We start from the raw sequence: 15,133 nt of genomic DNA, 5'->3' as shown, positions 1-15,133 counted from the left end.
CACATATAATGCGCACTAATGGTGTTAGAGCAATTTAGTAATGTCCGGTTTTAGCCACTTTAAAATGTCCTCCTAAGATTAACAACATTGTTTGCTTTTGAGGCTTTAACCGATGTTGATTACTAAGGTTCTGTCTGACGTCCGTGAAAAGCTATTACGTCAAGTTGATGCTGCATATCCGGCGCACAAGTCTCGTGATCGTCCAAGTAACCGACGTTACTCTGAAGATTTTAAAGTGGTTTATCTCATTGAACCAACTGAAGAAAATACTCGCTTAGTTCACGAGCATGCCAAAGTCTTACACTATCCCAACGGAGACATTGCGATTGTGTATGGTCACAGAAAGTTGGAATTCAAAATTTTCGATAAGCTTGAGCATATTCAACAAGCCCAAATTGTCGACAACAAACGATTAGGTCAAGTACTAAAAGGACATTTTAAAATGGGATTGACAGTAAGTGTAAGGTTATTAAAAAGCTTCTGAATTAAACCTTTTAAGTTCCCCGTTAGATAACATCTCAAAATCAAGTTAATAAATTAAATTTTGGGCGGTCTTGCCGGAGTCGCTATTCCAGTGAGATGATTGAAAACGACGAGATTCTTATCTCGTAAAAAAGCCCGAGCGGCAACTCAGGGCTTTCATTTTTCACAATAAGGAGACCTTATGGATCCGGATACGCTCCAAGGTGTTGCAGCTATTATTGGTTCACTAGCAACACTAATCCTTGCGCTTAAGAGCAAGCGCTAAACCTCCAAACCTTTGAGGTGATCACACTCACTTCAGAGGTTGTGGACCAAAAAAGTCCAAATTCAAATCAAGTGTAAGTAAGCTTACATATCAAGTCAACAACACTTAACATTGAAGCCTTGTGTGAACGTACCAAAGATGTTCCGCTTCTTCACTCTCAGACGTTTCGCTTATTCGAGCTGCGGCGAACGGTATCACTCAACATAAACACCGGATATAAGAGTGTTAAAGTGACTACCTTGCTGCGTATAGAGTTTCTAAATAGTCCATCTAACTTCCAACCTTGGCTATCTAAAAGTGCACTATATGGCTTGCCAAGACTACTCTTGTATTTATAACCGTTAGTTGACTCAAACTCTGATTCGGAAGTGAATCGCAAATGAACAGGAAGCCTGTCGAGGTCAATCGACTTGCCAAATGTATTGGCTCCCTGCCCGTTATTGAAATCCTCTTTGACTCTGAGCGGAAAGACTAAGCAACCAATTGAAGCTGACTCCCTACCCATCTAACGCACTGTTAACAAAGGTACGTTTAGGATTACTGCTCCTTACTATTCCTTACATACATCAATAAGCCTCTCCTATACATTCTTTCGCAGCTCTAAATAAAACAATATAAATAAGACAAGACAGGTAGGAGAACCATCGTATGGTTATTTTCACAGCGGATTCGCTAGCATTGATGCTGGATTTATTAAAACAGGCAGATTTCAAAACCAACCATTTCTATTTTAACAATGGTCATCAGCAAGATCAGGTTGTCGGGTTAGACATCCAATATGAGGACTTTGAATGCAATGGCTCTTTTCAGCGCTTAGAGACCCGTTATCGCTTAAAGCTAACCAATGGTGAACGAGTTGAATTTTGGTTCAACCGTGGTCAAATGAAGATCAACACGATTAAAGCATCACAACCAATGACTGACATTGGTACCCCAACTCAAATTTCGCAATACAACTTCTAATTTTCTCTCTGCTTCATGCAAAAAAGCCGAACCCCATCGCCAAGGGTTCGGCTTTTTAATAGGCTTCTCACTGATCATTGGTACGTAAAACTTAACTTTCTTGAAGCCTGTCTAGGTCAATAGACATGACAAAGGTAGCGAGTCGATTGCCAGTATGTAAATCATCATTAGTGTAGGTCTGAAGCTCGTCGCAAGGTTTAAGTTTTTGGCTTAATGTTTGTACATGATGCTTAGACGGGTAATACATTCCTTTCTCGAAATAATGTAATTCAAACTTCTTAGTCTCGTTTCTTCCTGGTTCTTTTTTCACTGCTCCGTGTGACCATCTAGAGATGGTAGTAGCCTACTACGGCTATTTGAACGAGAGCGTGAATCTACACTTGGCTCTGTTCCAGCCTTTCGTTGTGACGCGGTAACCACTTAGTAAAACGCTTACCCCTCCATAGACACGCATAGATGTAACTTGAAGATCATTTACATTGATTCTACTGCTTTAGATTTTATTTCTTCATACCCCTAATCCGATTGTTTTTTGATGTCGCCTTATTTTAAGGCGGAAATTTGTGTCTCGATCAAATTTTGTTCGCAAGTGCTTACTGTTCTTTTATAGCCCGGTATCCAAAAGCTAAGTTCTGAAAATTTGTTGTGACGCTGTCTCTTTTAGATTTTTACAGCATAAATCACTACCCAAATTATTCACAAATAATTGGTCTGTAATTAAATTACATAATGGTTGTTTGGCATTGTTCGTTGTGGGGATTTATTCTTTCGTAACTCATTGAAATATAGCCTGTTTGCTTTGTTTTTATGTGATTGCTATACATTTACCCCACCCTGAGTGCGCGATGGTTAATGTAAATTAGTAAAATTTTACTAACTCATTACTTTAGTGGTAACAGTTGTTTTGCGCTTGTTTTTAGTGACGTGGTAACGTCGAATTTTAATTGATTGGCGGGATTATTGCTGCGGGAGGATTTGATTTTCGATAGATACAAAAAAGCAGGGTCATTGCCCTGCTCTTTGGAATTTTCTTAGCTTTGTTGCTTTGCTGCGTATTCGGCTCGAATCTGCTCTGCAACAATCTTGATTGCTTCTGCTGTGCTCGTCCCTTTCGTCATCAATTCTTGGATGCGCTCAACAGCTTGTTGTTGTTCTTCGTGGGACAGAGGTGGTAAATCGTCAAACATAAAAAAAGCTCCTCATTGTGAGGAGCTGACTATAACGATTCGCTTAGTAGGTCGCAAGGAAATTAATTGAAGCCCCCATTGCGTCTTCGTTAGTGTACTGTGCGGCGATATCTACTTCGATTAGATTTAACGGTGACAGTCCGATACCTGCAGTAATTGTGCCTTCGTCATCTGAACGCGCTAGGTTTTTCATGTAACCGCCACGCAGAGCTAGTTGACGCAGTACATCGATTTCGAAACCGGCACGAATCATTTGAGTGTTGTCATCGAACGTAGAAAACTTTTTCTCTTCATTCAAATCGTAGTCAACGCTGAAGCTAAAGTAGTCCGCTACGTAGCCTGCACCCACAGTGTAAAGAGGACGCATGCTGTACTCATATGAATTGATGTTGTAATTATTTCCGCCCTGAGTGAACGTAAACGCTTTTGTTTTCACATCACGACCAATCAAGTTTTTAGCTGAAATACCTAATCGGTAAGGACCGAAGAACCATAACGCTCCGGCATCCAGGTTAAACATGGTTTCTGCGGTTTCATTTTCGCGAAGATCTTTGGTATCGAAAGACGCAAAACTTGTAGCGTATGAGTAAGTGTATATACGCTGCAGTTTTGGAGTGATACCAAAGGACAAGTGTTGATTCATGAAGTTAGCGTATTTCGCTAAAGAGATCCCCGCCTCTGCTACACCGATTGAAACGCCGCGAACGTAGTTTTTGTCAATGTCCGTAACGTCGTTAACTTCCGGTTGAACAAAGGATTCGGTATAGAGCTTGCCGTAAGCGGTCGCAGATAGGAATTTGTTAGGGATACCAACAGCAACAACACCACCGATATCGAAATCCATTTTTTGACCGTTGATGCCATTCAGACCTTTTGCGATCTCTGCTGGATCTGTAAGTTTGCCAATTCTTTCGATTTCATCAATCAGACCGTTTTGGTCGTTATAATTGATACCAAAACTTGGCACGATCATGCCTGCATCATCGTTACGACGATAGATTGCGGTCAGTGCTGGGTTAAAGAATGGCGCGGTTAGGTAAGAGGCAGATACAGTGCCCACTCCACCCATCGCATCACTGCGTGCTTCAATTGCGTAAGTTGCAGCAGAAGCAGCGCCGGAGAACAGCGCTGCAGTCATGGTGGTGGCTAAAATTTTGAATTGTGTCTTCATACTACACTTGTGTTTTCGTTCTTCCTGAACTTATATCGGCACAAATGTAATTTCTTTAGCTATTCTTCGAGAGAAACATCATAGGTTCGGCTAATAGTTTGAGCTTGCTCAACAATAATGTCACCTTGCCAACGACGACTGTTGATACTTACAGCTAAAACATAGCGATCATTTGGTATTCCCTCTAACTCTAATGAGTTTGGATAGTTCGACTCATACGTTTTTTTCCACACTTGTTCATACTGGCCTTCAACGTAATCGTAAAGTCCGACTTCAAGTTGTGGTAGAGGACAATGTGGGTTGCGTAGCGCGCTCTTTTCTACTTTCCAATTTTCTTTGGAGGTCCAACGAACATATTGTGAAGAATTTGAATCACCTAATATGACCCAAGTTCTGTAAGTGCGTTTGTCTTTTGTCGTCACAGATAGGTGGTATAAGCCAGCGTCTAGTTTACCCGTAAGGTTATAGCGCTTGAGGAAGTTACGTTCGTTGGCTAATTCCGTCCCTTGTTGTGGCTCTTCGTAGTTAAAAGAACTATCTGCCGAGATTGAGCTATCAACCCAACGACGAAAAGAAATGTCATCGATGTCAGTTGTTGCACGTAGCTTAACGACTAAGCGATAGGTATCACGCCCGGGGCTTTGTATGGTTTGACGGATAACGTTAATCCCGCTTATCCACTCCGGTAGAGTCACTCCCGTTAAAGATTTTCCACAGTCTTTTGATAGTGATTGAGCAAGCAAGTCATTAAGGTGTGGTCTTAGTTCTTTATTAGGTTCACTTTGCCAAAGTTCGACAAGAGAGTTGAACATGCCACCGAGGTCATCTTCTAAAAGATGTTGGTGTGCTTGTGTCAGCGGTGTGTTGGATTGAAACCAGTCCGTTGCATGGACTGGTTTCACTAACAGTAATGATAGAACTACAGGAAGTAGTGTTTTCATTCTTGTTCTTACGCTTTCATCTTGTAACCAACGCCGCGAAGCGTTTCGATTTCAAGACCTGGTAACTTCTGGCGAAGCTGCAGTACGTGTGTGTCTACAGTACGTGTGGTTGGGAAATGGTTGTAACCCCATACATGGTCAAGTAGCTCATCACGAGTAAAGACACGACCTAGGTTTGATGCTAAGAACAGTAGCAAGTCAAACTCGGTACGAGTCAAAGTGATCATCTCCCCTTTGAAAACGACTTCGCGTGTTGCACGGTCGATTTCTAGGTCTTTAGTCATGACTTTATCGGCATTACCTTGTTCTGCTGAATCTGGTGCACGCAACTGTGCACGAATGCGTGCAAATAGCTCCGCTTCAGCAAAAGGTTTTGTTAAGTAATCGTTCGCGCCAGAGTCAAGACCCGCAACTTTATCTTTAACTGTCACCAGTGCAGTCAGCAGAATAACTGGGACATCTTTAATTTTTTTCCATTCAGGAAGTGATTGTACCGAATCACCATCAGGCAGTTGGCGATCGAGAATGACTAAGTCAGCCTTTTTCCATTGTGGCTCAACGTCTGAAATACGCTCCACATGTAAACACTCATATCCTGCTTGTTCCAGGCTTACTAACAGGCCGTCAGCCAAGTTTTTATCGTCCTCAACGAGAAGCAGTGTCTGTTTCACAAGGTATCTCCAATATAAAGGTTGTAGGTGGTCCCATTAGGGACATTTTTCCGCCCATGCGGCCTACCATTGATTCAACTATTGTTAATCCAAGCCCTAGTCCGCTCTTACTAACAAACGGTTTTCTTAGGTTTGCCCAATCTTTTGCAGTCAAGCTGCCGGCATCTATGACTTGGATAATGATTTTTTCTGCACTGGTTTCAACACGAAGTTCTACCGGTGCTTCGCCATACTTCAATGCGTTACGCAGCAAGTTATCGATACAGGTCCCGAGCCAATACACGTTAACTTTAGCAGCTACATCTTCATTAATTTTGAAAAGTACAGCGTTATCAAATTCTTCTTCAATCTTATATTCTAGCCATTCTGCAACGGATGGAACCCAGTCTGTTGCAAGCATTTGGTTATCAGATTGCAAATAATCTTTACTTGCTTCTGCTAACTGGCGTAATCGGCGCGTATCTTCACACAATCGACGGAATTCATCGTAGACACTTTCCGGAAGGTGTTCAAACTCTCGACGAAACCCTTCTACAGTTAGCGACAATGATGCGATCGGCGTTCTCAGTTCGTGCGTTAAAATTTGCAGAACCAACATACGGCTGCGCATTTCTTCACGCTTGCTATTCCAACGATATACCGCCCAACCGATCACCAACAAAATGTTGGCGATGACGAGGATGATCATACTGATCCGCAACACTTGCGAGTGATCTTCCACATCCCAACAAATGTTGCCACGTTTTACGAAGCAGCTTCGGCTTTCTGATGCTAAACCGTAAGACAGACCGGCGTTTGCAACGTTCTCCTGCCATACGTTTTTAGCGAATACAAAATAATGGTCGCCACGGCGAAGCCACAGTTCTTTGCCTTCAATGAACATACTTGCGCCAGCGATGAGTGCATTAATTGCATCGTCATCCATGTTTTGCAGGCTAGAAAGCAGTTCATCCCCTTCATCATTACTTCTCTCTTTGATATGCATGTACTGAGCAAGTTTGTTACGTAGCTCAGGATACTTTTCCGCATAACGCGCTGCGTATGTACCACCACCAGGGTGGATCAGACCGCTTCGAGAAAACCAACGTGGTGTAAGTTGCGTCCCTTTACATATGGCACGCGTAAACACCAAAGGTTCAGTAATTAAAGGGCTTAACGGTAATTTTCCGCGACATGTGTTCGCCAAACGGTACAACTGCTGGATGTCTTTCAGCGGGTAATCTGCGGTTTGTGGCAGCATTGAATCCGGAGAAAGCAACTTAGTTGGGTAGTTAGATTGCAGTATGCGTATATCATACGATTTAAGAGCCACTTCATAATTAAATAGCTCTGTAAATGTATCTATTCGTTCTGGTAATGAATCTGCAAATGCGGGTGCCGAAAAAAGTGGCAGCATTAGAGCAGAACGGAGCAAAAACTGTTTAATCAAACTGTTACCGTTACTTGTTATATTAGCCAGAACTATACATCAATAAACAAGCAAATGACATTAGACGGCTTAAGGATTTGCAGTACTATAACATTGAAAGAGCACAAAAAAAGGCCAGCGAATGCTGACCTTGATTAGTTTTAAAGCAACTTATTTTAAAGTGCTTTGAAAATCGCCTCGACACTTTCTTTCGCATCACCGAATAGCATTGAGGTGTTTTCTTTAAAGAACAATGGGTTCTGAACACCTGCATAGCCAGTATTCATTGAACGCTTGAATACGACTACGTTTTGCGCGTTCCAAACTTCCAATACAGGCATACCTGCAATTGGGCTATTTGGATCTTCTAGTGCTGCTGGGTTAACTGTATCGTTCGCGCCGATAACAAGAACCGTATCTGTTTCTGGGAAGTCATCGTTGATCTCGTCCATTTCTAGCACGATATCGTAAGGAACTTTAGCTTCCGCTAGCAGTACGTTCATGTGACCAGGTAGGCGACCCGCTACTGGGTGAATACCAAAGCGAACTTCGATTCCTTGAGCGCGTAGCGTTTCAGTAATCTCGTGAACAGGGTATTGCGCTTGAGCTACTGCCATACCGTACCCCGGAGTGATGATCACTGATTTTGAGTTCTTCAGCATTTCTGCAACTTCTTCAGCAGACGTTTCACGATGCTCGCCCTGCTCTTCATCACTGGAAATCACAACTTCTTGACCAAAGCCGCCTGCAATTACACTCACGAATGAGCGGTTCATTGCTTTACACATGATGTAAGACAGGATAGCGCCTGAAGAACCAACCAGTGCACCAGTCACGATCAGAAGATCGTTTGCTAGCATGAAACCAGCCGCTGCTGCTGCCCAACCTGAGTATGAGTTCAGCATTGAAACGACTACTGGCATATCTGCACCACCGATTGATGCAACCAAATGGTAGCCGAATGCAAACGCTATCAGCGTCATGATGATCAATGCGAACATGCTGCCGTCGGCTTTTACGAAGTAAATCATAAGAAGCGTAGAAACGACGATCGCCGCAAGGTTCATTTTGTGCTTGTGAGGCAAGTTAAGTGGCGATGATGAGATGATGCCACGCAGTTTACCAAACGCTACGATAGAACCAGTAAAGGTCACTGCACCGATGAATACACCAAGGAATACTTCAACAAGGTGAATCACATGTTCAGCGTGCATACCAGCAAGGTCAGTTGAAACTGGTGCTGGTGGCTCTAAGTAGCTGTTAAAGCCAACAAGTACTGCTGCCATACCTACAAAGCTGTGTAGAATCGCAACCAGTTCTGGCATTTCAGTCATTTCTACTTTCTTCGCGTAGTGGATACCGATACCACCACCGATCACCATTGCAATAATGATCCACGCAAAACCTTCCGCATTTGGGCTGAAGATCGTCGCGATAAGCGCGATCGCCATACCCGCAATACCGTAGTAGTTACCGTTTCTTGCCGATTCTTGTTTAGAAAGTCCCGCGAGACTCAAGATGAAAAATAGCGCAGCAATGATGTATGCCGCTTGTACTAATCCTGCAGACATTGGTTACTCCTATTATTTATCTTTGCGGAACATTTCAAGCATACGTTTGGTCACGGTAAAGCCACCAAAGATGTTAATGCTTGCAATGAGAACAGCAATGAATGATAGGAAGGTAACAACGCCATTACCCTGACCGATTTGTAGCAGTGCACCTACTACGATAATGCCCGAAATCGCGTTCGTTACAGACATTAGAGGAGTATGCAGAGCATGTGTTACGTTCCACACTACGTAGTAACCTACCACACACGCCAACACAAACACGGTGAAGTGAGACAGGAAAGCTGCTGGAGCAACAGATGCTACCCACGCAAACGCACCAACGCCTACTGCCAGTGCACCAAACTTCTTAACTGGTGACGTTGGTTCTTCAACTTTAGGTTGTGGCTTAACAGGTTCTTGTGGTTTAGCTTGTGGCTGCGCAGACACCTGAATCGGTGGTGCAGGCCAAGTAACCTCGCCTTCTTTCACTACAGTGACACCGCGAAGAACAACATCTTCAAAATCAATGTTGATGTTGCCATCTTTCTCTTTGCACAGCAGCTTTAGAAGGTTTACAAGGTTGGTGGCGTATAGCTGAGAAGATTGCGTTGGCAGTCGACCTACCATATCGGTGTAACCAACGATTTTCACGCCGTTAGCCGTTGTGATGACTTGATCTTTTACAGTGTATTCACAGTTACCGCCGTTTGCTGCTGCAAGGTCAACGATAACGCTACCAGCTTTCATACTATCCACCATCTCTTTGGTGATTAGCGTCGGAGCCGGTCTACCCGGTATTAGTGCGGTGGTGATGATGATATCAACGTCTTTAGCTTGCTCTGCATACAGCTCAGCCGCTTTTTTGTTGAACTCATCTGACATTTCTTTCGCGTAGCCGTCGCCTGAGCCGGAGTCTTCTTTGAAGTCTACAGTCAGGAACTCTGCACCCATCGATTCAACTTGCTCTTTTACTTCAGGACGAACATCAAAAGAGCGAACGATAGCACCAAGACTACCAGCAGCGCCGATCGCCGCAAGACCCGCAACACCGGCACCTGCAACCAACACTTTCGCTGGTGGAACTTTACCTGCTGCCGTAATTTGACCAGTAAAGAATCGACCAAACTCATGTGCAGCTTCAACCACGGCACGATAGCCGGCAATATTAGCCATAGAAGAAAGTGCGTCTAATGCTTGCGCACGAGAGATACGAGGAACGGCGTCCATTGCCAGAACGTTAATGTTCTTGCTAGAAAGTTGTTCCATTAACTCTGCATTTTGAGCAGGCCAGATGAAGCTTACTAGTGTTGCGCCATCTTGTAGTAATGCGATTTCGTCGATGCCTTTCTCTTCATCCACGAGCGGCGCATTGACTTTAAGGATTAAGCCTGATGTCCATACTTCTTCACTAGATACAATTTTCGCCCCTGCGGCTTCATAAGCTGCATCGTCGAAACTGGCTAGCACCCCCGCTTGAGATTCGATAGCGACATCGAACCCCAACTTAATTAACTGCTCAACCGACTTTGGTGATGCAGCTACTCGCGATTCACCTGCGAGTATTTCTCTAGGTACACCGATTTGCAAAACGCATACTCCTTGTATACATATCAATAATTAGTCCCAAAACAGAGCGTAGCTCTACTCTAATTCTTTTTTATTTCTATCTGTTTACGACGCAAGATAAATGCAAACGAATGATGGTGTTTGGGGTCACCCACTTGCATAGTCACATCTTGACTAACAGCCCTGTTATTATTCTGTTTTTATCTAACGTCAATCGTGACTTCAAGTGTTTTGTAATAAAAATACTAAATTTCATTACATATAACGCCACGGAATGAATAATTCTCCACTTCGCGCTGAAAAATAACAACGATTAGCATGACTAAGCAGAGGTCTAACCAGACACACTCTAACTGCTTATTTAACAGATATTTAAGCCTAAAAAAGAAAGAGAGCCATCAGCATATACACTAATGGCTCTCTTTAAGATGATTCGTATCAAGTTGCAGTGAATTCTTAATCGAAGATCTTTTCACCCATTTGGTCAATAAACATCTGCGATTTTTTGAGCATCAGTTCATTGGCGTCTTGCTCTGAACCCAATAAATCAGAACGGATAAAACGATGTGACTTCACTTCGCCATCAAAGTCTTTTTCGATACGTCCAGCAATACGGTACTGACCGCCTTCTGAAAGGCTTTCTTGATAGATTAGGTACCCTTTGTACTCAACTGGTTCAACCGTTTTTACTTCAGCAGCTTTTTCACTGCCACCGAACAAGCGTGAAAAGAATCCCACGGTTCCTCCTTGGGGATGCCCACTATCTGTACCTTCTCTTAGATACTAATGAACATCGATTATTTTATGTTGACGTTGAGGATCGGTTTTTCGAACCAATCCAGTTCTTTGTCTTCATCATAACTGGTATGGGACAAAATTACAGGCACATCATTGTTACGATTTTTGCGTCTGTCTTCTAGGATCATTGCCGCTGCATTTTGGACTGCGATATCAACACTTTGCTTAAACTGAGCCAGCTTTCGCTCAGGAAGTGCAGAAAGAAAATCGATGTCGTGTCGAATATAAACCGGTTTTAACTGTATAAGCGCGAGACAGGCAATATCAGCGAGCTGCTCATTGTCAAACTCATCGATATACTGCTCTGAAGCAAGCACCTGTCCTACCAAAGTTTCCATGTAATTGTGTACGTCTGAACTGATCTGCATCGATTTTCTCCTTTGTTCAACACTTTGAAAGTATAGCACCCACAAGTTACATGCAACTTGTTGATTGCTCTTAATTTAATCAACCTCTCTCTTTTTGTAAGCATTGACTGTAAAATGCTTGGAAATTTCCTAAATACACGTATTCTTGTTAGTTTTGAAAGCATGTGAATTTATACTGTTCACACACGGTATTAATTGAATGCTTAATGTAACTCATTAGATATATTCAACTATTTGAAGGTAATTTGTAGTAGATGGCTTCATCTTTAATGACCTCCCCAGGCTTTAGGTTTCTATTCCCAATTTTGTTATTGGGTATGGTCAGCGTGGGTATGGATAGCATTATTCAGATGACTCAGTCGAACTGGGGAATCGCTGCAAACTTGCCGTATATTTTGCTCGGCTGTGCACTACTAATGTGTTACTCGTTCAAGCAAGGTCGCGAGTCCATGGTGTGTATCGCGATGCTCCTCGCTTATTTTGTGATTCAGCACCGCTTACAGGTACCACTTCAAACTGGCACAGCTCTTTTAGAGCTTACCATCCTCGCAAGTTTGCTTCCTGTGTCTTTCTTAGCTGTTTTTCTCTTCAATAAAGAAGGCTTCGATTCACGAGCAACCCTAACGTACATGTTGATGTTGATCCTGTTTGTGTTTTGGTCTTACGTAACATTGACGTATTACGTCGAAGGCGGCTTTGAACAGTGGACTAATGGTATCTTGTTTATCGTACCGAGTATCTCCAAGCTTCCTTTGGTCTTGGTGCTTTACTGCATTGGCATTGTTTGTTTTCTTGGAATCCTGGTGCTTAAGAAGAACAAGATCATCCATGCAATGACCTATTCTGCAATGGTTCTGGCATCAGCAACGTTTATTTTCTTCGATGTTCAATACATATCTAGCACCATGTTCACGCTAACTGGATTGTTGATCATCATCTACTCAACATCAGCAAGTCATCAACTGGCATTTACTGACAGCCTGACGCTCATCCCAAGCCGCCGCGCATTAGATTTAGACTTAAAACATATGGGGCGAAAGTTCACCATTGCGATGCTCGATGTGGATCATTTTAAGAAATTCAATGACACCTATGGGCATGATACTGGTGATGATGTATTGAAGATGGTGGCTTCTCGCCTAATGAAAACCCAGGGCGGCGCCAAGGTATACCGCTTTGGTGGAGAAGAGTTCACGATCGTTTTCAAAGGCAAGTACACCGAAGATTGCGAAACGCATGTGGAAGAAGTTCGCGAACTGATTGCACAATATGAAATGATTCTACGCGATCAAGACAACCGTCCTGAAGATAACAAACAAGGTCGTAAAAAACGTGGTAATGCCGTTCCGAAGAAGAAAACCGTGTCAGTAACGGCAAGTTTTGGTGTGGCAGACAGCCGCAGTGCTCGCAATCCTGCTGATGTTATTAAGTTAGCGGATGACGCCTTGTACAAGGCGAAAAAAGCAGGCAGAAACTGCGTTAGGTTCTGCCACGCTTAATCCGTATTACATCAATGTACGGACATTATGCTTGGTTGAAGAAAAGCACCAAGCTTCCCCCCTTGAATGCACTACCATAGTTCAGGCTCATCCCCACACCGATGTTAACGACAAACGGAATTTTGACTGGAGGAGTCATCAACCAGCCCATACTTGCTTCGTAGTAGTGGTCTGTGTTTAACGGCTTTTTCGTGTCTCCACCAATGTCTACACGACTAAAACTGGTATAAAACGATTGGACCATATTTTGCCAAATAGCCAACCGATGGAAGACTTTCACGCCATTGACCCAGTACCAACCTTCGGGATTAATAGCATCATCTCCCTTCCCTAGATTGATGCCAAAACCATTGAAATAGTGCGGTGAGGACCAAAAGTACCACTGTCCAAAATGACCGTAAGGGCTGTATTTTACAGTCGCGTTAAGTTCACCAACCATAGCTACAGAGCTCGTGTTGACATAAACGCCATCAATCTGGTCTCTATAGTCTTCTAATGTATCACTCCGGTACGCATAATTATTTTGGTAATACATGACGTGTGTACCTGCCGCCGCGCTTAACGTTACATTTCGGTTGAGATACGCTTCCTGTTCGACTTCTAAGTAGCCACCAAAAGTCAACTCATCCATTTCGTCGGGTGTACTCGACTCAAATGCGGATATTTTTTGTTGAGCAGACAGTAAATACCCCCTTCCATTTACCTTAGTTTGATAAGGAGAATAACGATAATGGTTAACGGGAACACTGAATGGCAATGACATCACAGAGACTTTTTTTCGTAAATCGACGGATTCACTGTCACCCAACAATTCATCATCAAGGTTAAGGAACTCATTAGGGTCGAAGTTTGAAAATCCAAACGTGAAAACGTCGCTGTCAGAAAGCACAATGCTGGATGCAAAGTTATAATCGAACTCTTTTTGAAGTTGTTTTTGAACCTTACTGGAATAAGAAGAAGTAGAGGCGAAAACCATCGCCAGACAAGCCAACTTACGCATAACTCTTATGTGTTTGCTATCGCCGTTCCATGACTTGGTTTATGTGCTTATGTTCCTATTAAGCAAAATGGGGCGCGATTTTGGCTTGGAGAAGAAATAAATGCAAATGTTTTCTTTATGCCTAGGAGCGGTTGCGTTTTCAAGCGGGTTTATGCTGGTTTATTAAGCAGTATTTGTTTGGAATGCTAAACGACACACTCCTTGCCTCGCCTAAAATGATTTTGACTAGGCGTCCCTCATCCGAACAAAATTCAACCGCGAGAGATAGACTGACTCTACTCTTGATTAAAGAACAAAACCAAACTGCCGCCTTTGAGTGCGCTGCCGTAGTTTATCGTCAGACCTAGTCCGACATTGTCAATCCAATCGGATTTGAATGGCGGTGTCATCAACCAGCCGACGCTTGCTTCATAATAGTGTGAAGTATTCATCGGTTTACTGGTATCGCCACCTACGTCTACTCGATTGAAGCTTGTATAAACAGACTGAACCGTGCGACCTACCTTAGTAAAATCATAGAAAAGCTTTACGCCATTGACCCAGTACCAACCCTCAGGGTTACCCACATCGCCATTATTACCTTCGCCCCAGCCTGCACCGTAAAAATAATGCGGCGAAGACCAAACGTACCATTTCCCCCACTTTTCATTTTCTAAGTATTTAAGCTCAGCATTAACTTCACCAACCAATGCCCACGCATCGGTATTGAGGTATATGCCCTCTAGATAGGGCTTCAAGTTATCGAGAGCATCGCTACGGTAATCATAGTCGTTGCGATAATACATAAAATGGGCACCTGCTGCGGTGCTTAGCGTGAGGTGTTCAGAGATAGTGTCTTGGCGTTGGAGTTCATTGTACGCGCCAAGAATCAATTCTTTGTTTCGGTCAGGTCTTTTATCATCGTTTACCGTGACATCTTGATCAATACTGAGTGCGTACAACCTGCCTTTTAAGTTGTATCGAGCCTTCGTTTGTTCGTTGTCAGTCAGTGAAAGGTGATAAGGTAGCGTCGAAATTGCGACCTGTTTTCTCAAATCAATCGAATCTTGGGTACCAATATCCTCATTGTCGATATTTAGGTATTTGTTTGGGTCAAAATCGTGAAATCCTAACGTAAACACATCACTATCGGATAAGACGATGCCAATTGCGAAATTACGCTCAAACTCTTTTTGTAAGGTTTGCTGTACTTGCGCTGAATTTGCAAAAGTAATAGTCGAAACAAGTGACAATGTCACTAGTGTGTATCTCATTCTATCG

The 15,133-nt window shown here is 43.1% G+C and carries 14 protein-coding genes; 3 read left to right on the top strand and 11 right to left on the bottom strand.

The window, feature by feature from the left end; all coding sequences use genetic code 11:
* The first annotated feature begins 112 nt into the window (after positions 1-112).
* Together VHA02S_RS26250 and VHA02S_RS15050 are read left to right on the top strand one after the other, a co-directional pair.
* Positions 113-484 (top strand): hypothetical protein, encoded by a 372-nt coding sequence (locus VHA02S_RS26250; protein WP_038898942.1) that lies wholly within the window; start codon positions 113-115, stop codon positions 482-484.
* A gap of 912 nt (positions 485-1,396) precedes the next feature.
* Positions 1,397-1,711 (top strand): hypothetical protein, encoded by a 315-nt coding sequence (locus VHA02S_RS15050; protein WP_005451803.1) that lies wholly within the window; start codon positions 1,397-1,399, stop codon positions 1,709-1,711.
* Positions 1,712-2,742: 1,031 nt separating this feature from the next.
* Here the strand turns inward: VHA02S_RS15050 and VHA02S_RS25405 are convergent.
* The 9 genes from VHA02S_RS25405 to VHA02S_RS15005 form a co-directional block, all read right to left on the bottom strand.
* Positions 2,743-2,898 (bottom strand): YoaH family protein, encoded by a 156-nt coding sequence (locus VHA02S_RS25405; protein WP_005446846.1) that lies wholly within the window; start codon positions 2,896-2,898, stop codon positions 2,743-2,745.
* A 43-nt stretch (positions 2,899-2,941) separates the two neighbouring features.
* Positions 2,942-4,069: a conjugal transfer protein TraF gene (locus VHA02S_RS15040; protein WP_005446848.1), complete on the bottom strand. Its 1,128-nt coding sequence runs from the start codon at positions 4,067-4,069 to the stop codon at positions 2,942-2,944.
* 59 nt (positions 4,070-4,128) lie between these two features.
* A complete protein-coding gene (locus VHA02S_RS15035) occupies positions 4,129-5,010 on the bottom strand; it encodes a DUF2861 family protein (protein ID WP_005446850.1) in 882 nt (293 codons plus the stop codon).
* Between the two features lie 8 nt (positions 5,011-5,018).
* Positions 5,019-5,681 (bottom strand): response regulator transcription factor VxrB, encoded by a 663-nt coding sequence (vxrB, locus tag VHA02S_RS15030; RefSeq protein WP_005446851.1) that lies wholly within the window; start codon positions 5,679-5,681, stop codon positions 5,019-5,021.
* Complete coding sequence (vxrA, locus tag VHA02S_RS15025; RefSeq protein WP_301182665.1) at positions 5,656-7,077, bottom strand: sensor histidine kinase VxrA; 1,422 nt, start codon at positions 7,075-7,077, stop codon at positions 5,656-5,658. Before vxrA ends, vxrB begins: the two co-directional genes overlap by 26 nt.
* Positions 7,078-7,265: 188 nt before the next feature.
* Positions 7,266-8,660 (bottom strand): Re/Si-specific NAD(P)(+) transhydrogenase subunit beta, encoded by a 1,395-nt coding sequence (gene pntB, locus VHA02S_RS15020; protein WP_005446861.1) that lies wholly within the window; start codon positions 8,658-8,660, stop codon positions 7,266-7,268.
* Positions 8,661-8,672: 12 nt separating this feature from the next.
* The gene (locus VHA02S_RS15015) at positions 8,673-10,229 is read right to left on the bottom strand and encodes a Re/Si-specific NAD(P)(+) transhydrogenase subunit alpha (protein WP_009696668.1); all 1,557 of its coding nucleotides are present in this window, start codon (positions 10,227-10,229) and stop codon (positions 8,673-8,675) included.
* A 435-nt stretch (positions 10,230-10,664) separates the two neighbouring features.
* Positions 10,665-10,946 carry an HlyU family transcriptional regulator gene (locus VHA02S_RS15010; RefSeq protein WP_005446863.1) on the bottom strand — a complete coding sequence of 94 codons (282 nt, stop codon included), beginning with the start codon at positions 10,944-10,946 and terminating at the stop codon, positions 10,665-10,667.
* A gap of 59 nt (positions 10,947-11,005) precedes the next feature.
* Complete coding sequence (locus VHA02S_RS15005; protein WP_005446871.1) at positions 11,006-11,374, bottom strand: late competence development ComFB family protein; 369 nt, start codon at positions 11,372-11,374, stop codon at positions 11,006-11,008.
* A gap of 254 nt (positions 11,375-11,628) precedes the next feature.
* On the opposite strand from VHA02S_RS15005, the gene VHA02S_RS15000 reads away from it, so the two are divergent.
* On the top strand, positions 11,629-12,873 hold the full coding sequence (locus VHA02S_RS15000) for a GGDEF domain-containing protein (protein WP_005446873.1): 1,245 nt from the start codon (positions 11,629-11,631) through the stop codon (positions 12,871-12,873).
* A 25-nt stretch (positions 12,874-12,898) separates the two neighbouring features.
* Here the strand turns inward: VHA02S_RS15000 and VHA02S_RS14995 are convergent, their stop codons facing one another.
* On the bottom strand, positions 12,899-13,873 hold the full coding sequence (locus VHA02S_RS14995) for a Solitary outer membrane autotransporter beta-barrel domain (RefSeq protein ID WP_050567826.1): 975 nt from the start codon (positions 13,871-13,873) through the stop codon (positions 12,899-12,901).
* Positions 13,874-14,148: 275 nt separating this feature from the next.
* Positions 14,149-15,126: a Solitary outer membrane autotransporter beta-barrel domain gene (locus tag VHA02S_RS14990; RefSeq protein ID WP_050567827.1), complete on the bottom strand. Its 978-nt coding sequence runs from the start codon at positions 15,124-15,126 to the stop codon at positions 14,149-14,151.
* Positions 15,127-15,133: the final 7 nt, after the last annotated feature.

This window comes from Vibrio harveyi NBRC 15634 = ATCC 14126 = KCTC 12724 (assembly GCF_001591145.1).
In the GTDB taxonomy this organism is placed as follows: Bacteria; Pseudomonadota; Gammaproteobacteria; order Enterobacterales; family Vibrionaceae; genus Vibrio; species Vibrio harveyi.
This window is presented reverse-complemented; position numbering and strand designations above follow the sequence as displayed.

Coding starts and splice junctions, on each gene's coding strand:
- VHA02S_RS15005 (WP_005446871.1), bottom strand. CDS start 11,374: ATGCAGATCAGTTCAGACGTACACAATTACATGGAAACTTTGGTAGGA.
- VHA02S_RS15040 (WP_005446848.1), bottom strand. CDS start 4,069: ATGAAGACACAATTCAAAATTTTAGCCACCACCATGACTGCAGCGCTG.
- VHA02S_RS14995 (WP_050567826.1), bottom strand. CDS start 13,873: ATGCGTAAGTTGGCTTGTCTGGCGATGGTTTTCGCCTCTACTTCTTCT.
- VHA02S_RS14990 (WP_050567827.1), bottom strand. CDS start 15,126: ATGAGATACACACTAGTGACATTGTCACTTGTTTCGACTATTACTTTT.
- VHA02S_RS15000 (WP_005446873.1), top strand. CDS start 11,629: ATGGCTTCATCTTTAATGACCTCCCCAGGCTTTAGGTTTCTATTCCCA.
- VHA02S_RS25405 (WP_005446846.1), bottom strand. CDS start 2,898: ATGTTTGACGATTTACCACCTCTGTCCCACGAAGAACAACAACAAGCT.
- VHA02S_RS15050 (WP_005451803.1), top strand. CDS start 1,397: ATGGTTATTTTCACAGCGGATTCGCTAGCATTGATGCTGGATTTATTA.
- VHA02S_RS15035 (WP_005446850.1), bottom strand. CDS start 5,010: ATGAAAACACTACTTCCTGTAGTTCTATCATTACTGTTAGTGAAACCA.
- VHA02S_RS26250 (WP_038898942.1), top strand. CDS start 113: ATGTTGATTACTAAGGTTCTGTCTGACGTCCGTGAAAAGCTATTACGT.
- vxrA (WP_301182665.1), bottom strand. CDS start 7,077: ATGCTGCCACTTTTTTCGGCACCCGCATTTGCAGATTCATTACCAGAA.
- pntB (WP_005446861.1), bottom strand. CDS start 8,660: ATGTCTGCAGGATTAGTACAAGCGGCATACATCATTGCTGCGCTATTT.